7 protein-coding genes and 1 other annotated feature are annotated in these 13,376 nt (G+C 30.6%); of the genes, 1 reads left to right on the top strand and 6 read right to left on the bottom strand.

The features are described 5' to 3' along the window. Positions 1-129 precede the first annotated feature (129 nt). The 5 genes from WY13_RS09920 to WY13_RS09900 all read right to left on the bottom strand — a co-directional run bounded on the left by WY13_RS09920 (position 130) and on the right by WY13_RS09900 (position 11,822). On the bottom strand, positions 130-4,215 hold the full coding sequence (locus WY13_RS09920) for an AAA domain-containing protein (protein WP_063555518.1): 4,086 nt from the start codon (positions 4,213-4,215) through the stop codon (positions 130-132). A gap of 220 nt (positions 4,216-4,435) precedes the next feature. Beyond that, positions 4,436-5,044: a DedA family protein gene (locus tag WY13_RS09915; RefSeq protein WP_063555517.1), complete on the bottom strand. Its 609-nt coding sequence runs from the start codon at positions 5,042-5,044 to the stop codon at positions 4,436-4,438. A gap of 285 nt (positions 5,045-5,329) precedes the next feature. After that, a complete protein-coding gene (locus WY13_RS09910) occupies positions 5,330-6,328 on the bottom strand; it encodes a LacI family DNA-binding transcriptional regulator (RefSeq protein ID WP_063555516.1) in 999 nt (332 codons plus the stop codon). A gap of 157 nt (positions 6,329-6,485) precedes the next feature. Continuing rightward, positions 6,486-9,593 carry an isoleucine--tRNA ligase gene (gene ileS, locus WY13_RS09905; protein WP_063555515.1) on the bottom strand — a complete coding sequence of 1,036 codons (3,108 nt, stop codon included), beginning with the start codon at positions 9,591-9,593 and terminating at the stop codon, positions 6,486-6,488. Positions 9,594-9,698: 105 nt separating this feature from the next. Then, positions 9,699-9,933 (bottom strand) — a binding site (T-box leader). Positions 9,934-10,010: 77 nt separating this feature from the next. Next, positions 10,011-11,822, bottom strand: coding sequence for an N-acetylmuramoyl-L-alanine amidase (locus tag WY13_RS09900; RefSeq protein WP_063555514.1), 1,812 nt, complete (start codon positions 11,820-11,822; stop codon positions 10,011-10,013). A gap of 153 nt (positions 11,823-11,975) precedes the next feature. Between WY13_RS09900 and WY13_RS09895 the strand changes: the two genes are divergently transcribed. Next, positions 11,976-12,608, top strand: coding sequence for an MBL fold metallo-hydrolase (locus WY13_RS09895; protein ID WP_063555513.1), 633 nt, complete (start codon positions 11,976-11,978; stop codon positions 12,606-12,608). 375 nt (positions 12,609-12,983) lie between these two features. On the opposite strand, the gene WY13_RS09890 is transcribed toward WY13_RS09895, so the two are convergent. After that, positions 12,984-13,349 carry an ArsR/SmtB family transcription factor gene (locus tag WY13_RS09890; protein ID WP_063555512.1) on the bottom strand — a complete coding sequence of 122 codons (366 nt, stop codon included), beginning with the start codon at positions 13,347-13,349 and terminating at the stop codon, positions 12,984-12,986. Positions 13,350-13,376: the final 27 nt, after the last annotated feature.

Genomic DNA, 13,376 nt, shown 5'->3' with positions numbered 1-13,376 from the left:
TCCAAATAATACTTGCTATATTTTATACTATGTATAATTTATTGTAATTGTGAAATACTGTTTAAAATATTATTATCATTGCAAGACTAAAGGTATAGTGCCCTAAAAACATTTTTAAGGCACTATATTTTATACAGCTTGAAGATTTTTATTCTGAACTTCTTCTAACTTGTACTGTTCAATACCTATATTATTTAGTTTATTCCAAAGTCTTTCCATAACCCTTTCAGGATTATAATAAAATTCTCCTTCTCTTATCTTATAAAATATCCAACCCAATCTTTCTAAGTCTAATTGCGTTTCCATAATTTCCTTAGAGCTGTAATTTTTCTGAGACAACTCACTATCACATATAATTGCAACCCTATTCCTTACGTCCTCCACAACAAAATCTATTTTGTACTTACCTATTTTTACCTCAGGCACAATTTTATATCCCTTGTTCTTTATAATGCCATACACATCTTTTTGAAATCTAGATTGAAATACATATTCCATACTTTTATTTTTAACATTATATTTATTATAATTTAGGAAGTAATTTAAAAGAGAATAACGCATACATTCCTCATTTAAATCTTCTAAATCTATTGAATGAAATAGCCACATCTGATTTCTAGCTCTACTTGCAGCTACATTAAATCTCCTCATGTCATTTTCTTTAGTAAGTGGAGCAAATTTTACATCCTTTGAAATAACCATAGATAAAAACATTATATCCCGTTCGTCACCTTGGAAAGAGTAAGCATCTCCACATATAAGCTTTCTATTTATCATCTCTTCTACACCTATTTTTTCTCTAAGCATATTTTCTATAAGATGACCTTGAGGTTCCCCAAGTAAAGATATAACACCCATAGACATATTAGAATATCTTTTATCCCTGCAGCAGGAAACAACCTTGTCTACCAAGCATTCAGCTTCCTTAACATTTATAGGCTTAGATGAATCTCTAACCCCTCCATTTACTTTAACAGCGTTTATCGCTGGATAAAATTTTTCATATATTTTAGGATATCTAAGAGGTACTATTTCACCTGAGTAGCTTAAATCATTACTGAAATTTATTATTTCCGGTACGCATCTGAAATGTTCCTTCAACATTAATCTGCTTGGAAATACCCTAAGTGCTGTATCATACAAACTAACTTGGAGATCAAACCATTCTTTTTGAGGTATATTTTCCAAATACTTATCTATTAAATCATGCACTACATTCTGATCAATACCTATAGTTTCTGGACTTATTTGTTTGTCATCCCCTACTATAACCGCTCTCTTAGCCCTCATAAGTGCGCACAATGAGAATATATCGCTCTGACTACTCTCATCAAATATTATTACATCGAACATATTTTTAGATAACTTTATGTTTTCAATAACCCTATTTAAAGGCATAATCCATACAGGTATAACTTTTTTACATTTTTCCATTTCTTTTTGAGCTATCTTCCTATACTGAGGCACCATTTTACCTCTACCTTTGCCAATTCTTTTTACTGCCTGAGCCCAAGAAAATAAACTTCTCTTTTCACTTTCCTTAGTTTTAATTATCTGATTATACCAGGTCTTCTTTGATACTATATCTTTTATAAGCACCTTCTCTCTATTTTTTTCATTTTCTATAAGGTCACCTATGTTTTCATCATTGAAATCATACGTGCTCTGCAATAAACTATTCCATTTAGCCCATTTCCATGCTTGTCCCCAACTGTTGAACTTTTCCTTATCATAAGTCCAGTTATCCAATATATTTATACAAGTTTTAGGACATACTTTTTTCATTTTTCCTATTAACTCGTCTATTTTAAGTGATTTATTTTTTACACACTTAATTTCTTCAAATTCACTTAATATCTTCTTAACTTCATCTATATTCAAATTGTCCACAGCTTTATAGAGATCTCTCAACTTTTCCGTAGTTTTTATCAACTTTTTCAATATCTCTATATAGGCTTTGTCTTCATTATATTTATTCATATTCTTTATAAAATTTACGCATTTAATTAAATAATCATAGGTCTCTTTCTTATGCCAATCAATATTTTGCGGAACTGATATTTTCCCAAGAGCCCTTAAAATCTCCCTTTTATACTCCATATCCCAATTTATTATAACATCCAAGTAATCTAAATTTTGTTCAATCGCAATAAACTCACTTTCCCTTAAATTAGAGTTTATTGTCTCTCCACCGTAATCTTCCATTACATTGTTCCACATAGTCTTTAATGCGGTAAAAATCCTCTCTTGTTGGGTATATAGTTTAACTATTAAGGCTTGATCTGTATTTTTTAATAAGGCTCCATTTACCTTACAATATTCCAGTATATATTTACATTCAGGATGAAAAATCATAAATATTTTTCCTACTTTTCCTTTTTCATTAAATGCATCAAATAAAATATCAAAGTCCTCTATAAACTTATTTTTACTTACATTTTCAGGAATTTCTATTTTGCAATTTCTAATCTGATTGTTAATCTTACTCAAGCTCAACATGTATTCGCTGCTTTTACACAACAAGTCTCTAAATGTTTGCTTTGATATCTTACTATTGTGATAATCTTGAAATACATTCCACCATATATTTTTTTCTTGGAGCTTGGTAATTTTACTTTTACATATATTTGCAAGTTCTAAAACTTTTTCATAGTTGCATTTATTATCGTTAGGTATATGCCACCCTTCTACAGTTTTAATATAATTTTCATATTGGCCATTTAATCTTTTATACTCTGAAATTTTATTACATATTTCATTGAAGTCAGGTAACTTATTTATTATGTTTTTCATGCTATCAAACTTACACTTTTTATCCTTATCTAAATCCCCTAACAGATATATTAACAGGCTGAATTCCTTATCTGATAGTGGCATTACTTCATCAATTTTTATCCTATCTTTCATCCAACAATATTTATCTTTATTGTCTTTGACCCACTTTGCTATATATACAATGTCATACTCCTTTCCCTCATAATTTATATTTCTCTTTTCCCTCTCTCGAATCTTTTTTAATTTTTCATACAGAAGCTCCTCATTTCTCCTGCAGCAACTTAATTCTTTTTCCAAACTTTTGACTTCTCCATCCATAATTTCAGGATCCATAGAGAGGTTGTCCGTTATCTTTCTTACAGCTTTGTTAAGGTCATTTAAAGAATTGATATCGTTTCCCAAAACGCTTATACATAAGGGCCTTATTTCTTCAGGTATTTTTTCTGTCAATACTTTAAGTGCCCTACTTGTCTGACTAGTTACAAGTATCCTTTTACCATTTGCCAGTAATTGGCATATTAAATTCACTATAGTATGGCTTTTTCCTGTTCCTGGTGGTCCTTGGACAACTACTCCATAATTTTCACATATTTTCTTTACTATGCTTTTTTGTTCTGAATTTGCAGGAAGAGGGAATAACAAATTGTCCGACACATCCTTCCATTCGCTTTTATCAGTTCCACTGTAATCTGACACATCTTCATCCACCAAAGCTTTAATAGTCTCAGGTATCTCATATCCATTATCTATTTCATCAATTATATTGGCTATTTCAACCTGCCATAACTTCATACTATTCTTTCTTACCAATATAACGGAGGAATTGTAAATCACAGGGAACTGCTCGAAATCAATTTTCTTTTTTGAAAACTTACTCTGACTCAACTTACCCTTAACGTCTATGTGGGAAATTAGATTTAAAAATACTGATTTAATTTTTTCTATATTTCTTGGATCTAAATTCAAACGACTTACTTCATCTGCAAGAGAAATAATATCAGACATATTACATTCTTTCAGGCCTTCAAAAAGTGAAGTCTCTAGCCTAGTCTTACCTGAAGGTATTAATATAAATGAACCCTTTGCCTTATTAAATTCTATCTTCATTCTAGTAGTCAAAACAGGGTGAAGTATTTTTTCCTTATCTATATTCCATACAATTAAACCATGTCCAAAAACTATTTCAAAATTCTCTCCATTTTTTTCATTTTCCTGGTATAGATTAAAAAACTCCTGATACAGCTTTCCACACTTTTTGTTCACCTCAATCCAATTTTCACTGGTAACAGTTTTTCCAACAATACATCCAGCCATATGGGAAAATTCTTCTTCCCAGTACAACTTATCATAATCATAAACATTTCTTACGGATTTTTCATTTAGTTTTTTTAATCTTAGCAAATAAGAAAATATCTCTTTTATCTTTTCCCTGTATTCCATAATCCCCCTCCTAATAGTGGTTAACTAATTAATCTATTTACTTTTATGTTAAATTATACCATCATAGGGGAAATACTTCAAAAAAATCGTTAAACAAAATTCAAATATATGTGACGGCATTTTTTTCAATGATTTTATGTACCTCATGAAATACAAATTTCAGCCAAAAAAATTCAGTGAAATATATTTTCACTGAATTTTTTTATTTCTTAAATTACATCTAAGAGTTTTTCCTATTTATTTTTTTATACACTAACTTATACAATATAAATAAAACTATGAAAATAACTAATGCTATATCTGCAAAATGAAACCATTGTCTTATAATCGTCCATTTTTCTCCCATTTTATAACCTGCATATCCTAAAATAATACTCCATATAGAAGATCCAAGTAAAGTGTAAATTATAAATTTTTTAATTTCCATTTTACTTATCCCTGCAGGAAGAGAAATAAAAGTTCTAATTATAGGTAATAGTCGAGAAAAAAACACTATTTTTTCTCCATATTTGCTAAAATAATAATCACTTTTTTCAATATGGGATCTAGATAATCTAAGTTTTTCCGCATATTTTTCAACTAAAGGTCTTCCACCTATTTTTCCAATATAATATGCAGCTAAAGAACCTACTGTACCTCCTAATGTACCAACTATTATAACAAGAGGTAAACTTAGTCTTCCTGTATAACTTAGGTATCCTCCAAATGGCAGTATAGCTTCACTTGGAATAGGTATGCAGGCGCTCTCAAGAGCCATAGCTGCAAATGTGCCCATATATCCCGTTTTATCTAAGACAAAAATAACTATTTCAATTATTTTTTCTACCATTACGTTTTCCTTTCCATATAATATATATTTTTGATTATAATTATATATTATCGTTTAATACTTTTGTATTAACTTTTTATAAACAGAGTTCTAAGCATCAGATGAAGTTTTAACTCCACATGATGCTTAGAAATCGTTATCCAGGGACGTACTCACTCTAATACTTCCACTTGGAGAAAAGCAGATATCCCAAATCTTTGATTTGGTGATAGTCGCTTTCGCTGTGTGCGTGGGAGTTCTAGAGTGAGTAGTCATCGGATAAATAAATTTTTGTCCTAAATAAAATTACTTTTTGCAGGAATCCCTCTCAATCAATTTATGTGACAATACATAGTTCTTTTTTTCAAGTTCTTGCTTATTTATTAATTTTATGAGCATCCTCATTCCAACAGATCCCATATCATAAGTAGGTTGTGCTACAGTTGTTAGCTTAGGATAAAATATGGAGGCAGAATATATATTACCAAATCCCATTACATCCACATCTTCAGGTACCCTAATATTATTATCCCTAAGTGCATTTATAGCCCCCATAGCCACCTCATCACTGGTACAAAATACTGAATCCACTTTAGTTTTACTGAGTATTTCACTCATTCCTTTATAACCATCTTTTGCTTTAACATTTCCAAAATAGACCTTACTTTTGTCCAATTCCAGATTATTTTCCTCAAGAGCCTTTCTGTATCCCTTGTACCTTACAGCACTAGCATTTGCCATATCTGGATTTTCACCTATGTAAGCTATATTCTTATTCCCACTTTTTATTAAATAAGTTACACCTTCATATGCAGCTCTTTCATTGTCAATAGTTACGCTAGGTATACTTTCTTTTTCATTTGTAGTTTCTACTAAAACCATTGGAAGTTGAAGTTGTTTTATGAGATCCAATATTCTTGGTTCTAAAGAATTACTCATATATAAAACTCCATCTACCATCTTCTCTTTCAAAACCTTTAAATATTCCATTTCTTTTTCTATATCTAAATCAGTATTGCATAACATTATATTATAATCATATATATTTGCTACATCTTCAGCTCCTCTTACAATTTCAGGATAAAACTGATTAGATATATCAGGAATTATTATCCCTATAGTTCTTGTTCTTTGAGTTTTAAGACTTCTTGCTACTATATTGGGCCTATAACCTAGTTTTCCAATAGCTTCTAAAACCTTTTTCTTGGTTTCTTCATTTACAACGTCTACATCATTAAGTACTCTAGATACTGTAGCTATTGAAACTCCTGCCTCTCTAGCAACGTCTTTAATTGATGCTGCCACCTTATCACCTACCAATTACTTTTTTAATAATTATACTTATAAAACTAACTTATTACAAGCTAATTTACAATATTTCATATACCCAATTAAAACTAATCACTAATTTTAAAATAAACATCTATTTAAAATTAGTGATTAGCTTATTTTACTAATTGCTTTATTTATTTACTACCTCCATTGAAATATCTAGTTTTTCTCCATTAATGTTACAATTATTATATTCTCTATTGGCATTATAAATAACATCCACAGAAAGAGTTTCCTTTTTTATTCTTTCATCAAATTTTTTCACCACAGCTTCAAGTTTTTCATTACCTGAAATATATAGATTTATCTTATCTGCAACTTCAAAACCACTTTCTTTTCTCATATTTTGAACTTTACTTAAAATTTCCCTCAAATTTCCTTCTTCTCTAAGTTCTTCTGTAATTGTGGTTTCTAAAACAATTCCAGTACTTCCTTCTCCTGCAAAGGCAAATCCCTCTAAGCCTTCCATTGTGATAAGTAAATTATCTGAATTTAACTCTATTTCTGATTCTGATATATTTATTTTTACAGTTTCCTTGTCATTTATCTTTTGTGCCAATTCCATTTGATTCATGGATGATATTTCATTCTTTATTTTTGGTATTAATTTACCATACTTTTTGCCTAGTACAGGTAAATTTGGTTTTATACTAAAGTTAACATACTTTGATAAATCTGCATTGAAAATTATATTTTTAATATTTAATTCATCTCTTATTATATCTCCATAATATTCAGGAAGAGTATTTACACTTATAAGCATTTCCGAAAGAGGCTGCCTATTTTTTATATTAGCACTATTTCTAGCACTTCTTCCAAGTTTAACTATCTTATAAGCTTCTTCCATATCCTCTTCAAGCTTAGCATCTACTGCATTTGAATCGTACTCCGGCCACTTACATAAATGTAAGCTCTCTACTGCATCCTTATCAAGATTTACTACAAGATTTTGATAAATTTCTTCTGTCATGAAAGGTACAAATGGTGCAGCTATCAGACATAAAGTATTTAGTACTTTATATAGCGTTAAATATGCTCCTATTTTATCATCTGTTAATTTTTGACTCCAGAATCTTGACCTATTTCTTCTTACATACCAATTTGAAAGTTCATCTACAAAGTTCCCTATATTCTGAGCAGCTTGAGTAATTCTATAATTATCTAAATGATCTTCAGTTTGCTTTATAAGTGAATTTAACTTGGAGATTATCCACTTATCCATTACATTCTCACTTACAAAATCTTTATATTCCATAGGATTAAAGTTATCCAAATCTGCATAAAGTACATAAAAAGAATATACATTCCATAGTGTGCCTAAAAATTTTCTCTGACTATCCTGTACTGCTTCTTCATAAAATCTAGATGGAAGCCATGGTGCACTTTCAGTATAGAAATACCATCTAGCTGCATCTGCTCCTTCATTTTCCAAAACAGTAGAAGGACTTAAAACATTTCCTTTATGCTTTGACATTTTTAATCCGTGTTTATCTAAAACGTGTCCTAGAACCACACAGTTTTCAAATGGGCTTCTATCAAACAATACAGTTGATATAGCCATAAGAGTGTAAAACCATCCTCTAGTTTGATCTACTGCCTCAGATATAAATTGTGCAGGGAAATTTTTCTCAAAAACTTCTTTATTCTCAAAAGGATAATGATGCTGTGCAAAAGGCATTGAGCCTGAATCAAACCAGCAATCAATTACTTCTGATACTCTCTTCATTTCTTTTCCACAATGAGGACACTTTAATTTAACTCTATCTATATAAGGTTTATGAAGTTCTATATCATCTGGTACATTTACTCCTTTTTCCTTCAATTCTTCAATACTTCCTATGCACTCTCTATGACCACATTCACATTCCCATATTGGAAGAGGTGTGCCCCAATATCTTTCTCTGCTAAGTCCCCAATCTATTACTCCTTCAACAAAGTTTCCAAATCTACCAGTTCTTATATTATCAGGATACCAGTTTGTATCGTTCGTATTTTTAACTAGTTTATCTCTCATTTGGGACATTCTTATAAACCAAGTATCTCTTGGATAGTATAAAAGTGGAGTATCACATCTCCAGCAGAATGGATAGGAGTGAGTAAATTTTTCTGCCTTATAAAGTATTCCTTTTTCTTTTAAATATTCTATTATTTTAGGATCAGCATCTTTTACGAAAAGACCTTTCCATGGAGTAACTTCTTCTTTATATCTTCCTTGAGTATCTACAGAATTTGTCATAGGAATATTGTACTTTTTCCCTGTAATACTATCATCTTCACCAAAAGCAGGAGCTGTATGAACTATTCCAGTACCTTCTGTTAAGGTTACATAATCTGCATGAACAACATAATGTGCTTTCCCTTCAAAAGATGCAAAATTGAAGATTGGTTCATAATCAAGTCCAACTAATTCTTCTCCCTTGAACTTTCTTAAGACTTCATATTCTCCCTCTAACTTTTCTAACATAGCTTCTGCCAATATTAAATGTTGTTCTTGATTAAGAACTTCTACATAGTCATAGCTTTTATTTACAGCTAATGCCATATTATTAGGAAGTGTCCAAGGTGTAGTTGTCCATGCTATCATGTATTTATCTTGGTCCTTAATTTTAAATTTAACGTATACTGATGTCTCTTTTACATCTTTATATCCTTGAGAAACCTCATGTGAAGAAAGTGCAGTTCCACATCTAGGACAATATGGCACTATTTTATGACCTTTATATAAGAGATCTTTTTCCCATATTTTTTTGAGTGCCCACCATTCTGATTCTATATAATCATTGTGATATGTTACATATGGATTATCCATGTCTACCCAAAATCCTAACCTGTCAGACATCTCTTTCCATTGGCTTACATAAGTAAATACGCTATTCTTACATTTTTTTATAAAATCTTCTACACCATATTTTTCAATTTGAGGTTTCCCGGAAATTCCAAGACTCTTTTCAACTTCTAGTTCAACAGGAAGTCCGTGTGTATCCCAACCTGCTTTCCTCAACACTTTATATCCCCTCATAACCTTATATCTTGGTATGAGATCTTTCATAACTCTAGTTAGAACGTGTCCTATATGAGGTTTACCATTTGCAGTTGGAGGTCCATCGTAAAAAGTAAAGTATTCACCATCCTCATTTTCTTTAAAACTTTTTTCAACTACTTTTTTATCTTGCCATAATTTTAAAACATCCTTTTCCATCTGTACAAAATTTTTATCACTATCAATTTTTTTATACATGGATTTAACCCCTTTCTATTCTCATTGTTAAGTTTTTACTATTTTTCAATGTTTATACACCATATAATTTTTAACCTAAAAATACACAATAAAAAAACTTCATCCAAATAGGACGAAGTTTAACTCGCTGTACCACCTATGGGTAATAAATTTAAGTACTACCATACTATATCCTGTAACGTAGAATTACGTAAGAATTTACTAAAGTGATTGTAAAAATACTGTTCAATTCTTCAACTCCCAGGTGATTTTCTTTAAGCTTTTCTATGGGCTTTCAGCACTCCCCCACTCTCTGTAAATAAAAACAAACTTAAATACTTTTCCTGTTCAATGTTTTTCAATTACTACCTGTATAATTTCCTTTTATTATATTATATGAATTTTCTATTGTCAATTTTTTTAGACAATTTTTTTGTATTATATTCCTAAAACCTGTAATATAGCACTTGCTATAGCTTGTGCAGCTTTACTTCTACCCTCATCAGTTCCTAATATTCCTGCATCATTTTTATTAGTAAGGAATCCCAATTCTGTTAAAACCGTTGGTGCAGTAGTATGTTTTGCTATATAAAGCCAGCTTCCATCTTTAAGTCCCCTACTATAAGTTCCAAGTGCACTAGACAAACTTTTTTGTATTGCCTCTGCCATTTTTTCTCCCTTTACACTTCCTGTATAATACAATGTTTCAGTTCCTTCTGCAGCTGGATCATCAAAAGCATTGGTATGAATTGAAATCATATAGGCTGCACCAGCATTGTTCGCAGTGTCGCATCTTCTTTGAAGACTTTCCGTAACAGTTAAAGGAGTCGTTTTTCGTTCATCTGTAGTTCTAGTATAAATTACTTTTATTCCCTTAGACTCCAGTATTTTTCCAACTTTTAAGCCAACACTTAAAGTTACATCATCCTCTTGAAATCCATTTCCATTTGATCCTATATCACTTCCTATTCCATGTCCAGGATCTATAACTATTATAGGTGCACCTTCTGATGGTGTTACTGGTGTTGGATCTATTTGTTTTGCTTTCACAGTTAAAGTAAATGTTACAGTTTTACTGTATCCCACTGCAGTTCCCTTATATGTAAATATACCTGCTTTAGAGGTGTCAACAGTGTTTGGATTCCATACAATATTTACTTTTTTACTAGTTCCATCACTCATAGTAGCTTGTACACTAGTTGGCAGAGAATACTTACTTCCTACAATTATACTATCCGATAAGTTAGATATTGAACTTACGTTTATTGTATTTTCTTCCTGAAGAGATGGTAAAGATTTTAAAATTCCATTTGCAATAGCTGATGCACTTTTATTTTGGAAATCTTCACTTCCAATTAATTGGCTTTCTTTAGGATTAGTCATGAATCCAAGTTCAACCATAACTGCTGGTGCCGTGGTTCCCATCAGTATTTTATGCTGGGTCGTCCCTTCTTTAATTCCTCTGTTAGATAATCCTGTATAACTTATTAAGTCATTTTGAATATTATTTGCTGTATTTTTAGCAGAATCATTTGAAGTTCTATAATAGGTTTCTATTCCGTTCACCAAGGCACTTCCCGTATAACAATTGACATGCAAACTGACAAATAAATTTGATTTTGCGTTATTTGCTATGTCAAAACGAGCCTGTAAATTCGTACTATCATTCCAGGTTACATTATCATCTTTCCTAGTATAAATCACGTTTACTCCATTTTGCTCTAATACTTTTCCAGTCTTTAGTGCCACAGACAAATCTACATCTTTTTCTTTCAATCCTGCTTCACTTACATTTCCTGCATCAGTTCCTCCATGACCAGCATCAATTGTAACAGTATATTTGTTATTAGAACTTGGATTAGATTTTACTCCAAATTGCACCTTAGCCTCACTAGACATATTTTTTCCATTTAAAGCTTTTACTCCACTTTTTACAGTTAAATTATAAGTTTTACCATATGAATACTGGCTTTTAGGGGTAACTACTATACCCATCCCATCCTTTTCAACCTGAAGAGATATAGGGATAGTATTTCCTGTACTACCTGTTACTACTATATTTGAATCATTTATTGTACTTTGGTCTAATTTCATGTTGAACTTTATATTCCAGGATTTATTGGTTTCCACATCATTTCCTATAGTAATTCCGTTGTAATTAATTGCATGTACAGTATTTCCTTTTGCAAATACAATTAACACACATATAAAGCTTAATAATATCATCATATAAACTCTTGTAATCTTCAAATAATGACCCCCGTTCAGCAGAATAATTGCCTTAGTATAACATATACTAGTATAATTATAGTATAAAAAATAAGAATTTTGTACTTAAAAATTGTTATATCAACATATTAATTTAAAATAATTAAAACATATTTTACAAAGGGGTGACATTCTATGAAAATAAGATGGCTTGGTCATTCAAGTTTTTTATTTGAAGACTCAAAAGGTAGAAAACTTTTAACAGATCCTTTTGATGAAACTGTAGGATATACAGTTTTTGAAGGAGATGTTGATGTAGTTACAATAAGTCATAATCATTTTGATCACTGTTATACAGAAAAGATAAACTACAAACATATTATAAATAAAATAGGTTCTTTTAACTTATGCGATATACCTATCTATGGTATACCTTCTTATCACGATAAAGTTAAAGGTGCAAAACGAGGTGAAAATATAATATTTATCATTGAAATGGATGATTATAGGATATGTCATCTCGGAGACGTTGGATATGTATTATCTCCAGAAGAGATAAAAAGTTTAGGTTCTATAGATGTGCTTTTGATTCCCATCGGAGGAAATTTCACTATAGATGGAAAAGAGGCTGCTGAGCTTGCAAAATCCATCAATAGCCATATAGTAATTCCAATGCATTATAAAACTTCTCAGTTAACTTTTGAATTAGATGGATTAGAAAAATTTCTTAAATATATGAAAAATACAGAAAGAATTGAAAGCAATACATTAATTCTAGATCACAAACCTGAAGACTTTAATCTAGTTAAAATTCTTAACTTTAAGTAACTTATTAATATAAATTAACCTTTTGTTTGTACAGGACCTCTACGTGAAAAATTGACATATACACAGGGGCTTACTTATAAAGTTCTTAAATTTGTGTCTTTATTATACGAATCCATAACTAAAAAAATAAACTTATACGCAGAAATATTTTTACAATAAACAAGCACATCTAAATATTTTGTGTATAAGTCTTGTTAGAAAATTTATGAAAAAGCTTAGGACTTTTGAATTGTTTGAGGTACGAGTTTTCAAAAGTCCTTAGGTTTTTATAAATTTTCTATCTAGACTTATCAAAATATTTAGCCGTGCTTGTGGTTGTAAAAATATGCGGAGTATAAGTTTATTTTTTGTTTTGAAGCACTATATAACTACACTCTAATTATGTTCTACATGTTCTAATCCTGCATTAAGCAACTTATTTATATGCTCATCATCTAGGGAATAATACACTGACTTTCCCTCTCTTCTAAACTTAACTAGCCTTGCAGTCTTTAAAATCCTAAGCTGATGAGATATTGCGGACTGACTCATTTGAAGTATTTCTGTAATATCACAAACACATAATTCCTTTTTAAATAATGCATATATAATCTTAATTCTTGTATAATCCCCCAGCACTTTAAAAAGTGCTGATAAATCCATAAAAGTCTTTTCATCCAACATACTTTTTCTGACACATTCTATGCAATCCTTATGAATTTCAGTGCAAGAGCAAACTTCAATTTCCGAATTGTTATTCATATTATCAACTCCTCGTCATGAAGTATT

The organism is Clostridium ljungdahlii (genome assembly GCF_001636845.1).
Taxonomy (GTDB): domain Bacteria; phylum Bacillota; class Clostridia; order Clostridiales; family Clostridiaceae; genus Clostridium_B; species Clostridium_B ljungdahlii_A.
The sequence above is the reverse complement of the archived record's forward strand: the minus strand, read 5'-3'. Positions and strand labels throughout refer to the sequence as shown.

What these genes read in the sequence shown, in the direction of transcription:
- WY13_RS09920 (WP_063555518.1), bottom strand. Translation starts at nt 4,215, where the DNA reads ATGGAATACAGGGAAAAGATAAAAGAGATATTTTCTTATTTGCTAAGA.
- ileS (WP_063555515.1), bottom strand. Translation starts at nt 9,593, where the DNA reads ATGTATAAAAAAATTGATAGTGATAAAAATTTTGTACAGATGGAAAAG.
- WY13_RS09890 (WP_063555512.1), bottom strand. Translation starts at nt 13,349, where the DNA reads ATGAATAACAATTCGGAAATTGAAGTTTGCTCTTGCACTGAAATTCAT.
- WY13_RS09915 (WP_063555517.1), bottom strand. Translation starts at nt 5,044, where the DNA reads ATGGTAGAAAAAATAATTGAAATAGTTATTTTTGTCTTAGATAAAACG.
- WY13_RS09895 (WP_063555513.1), top strand. Translation starts at nt 11,976, where the DNA reads ATGAAAATAAGATGGCTTGGTCATTCAAGTTTTTTATTTGAAGACTCA.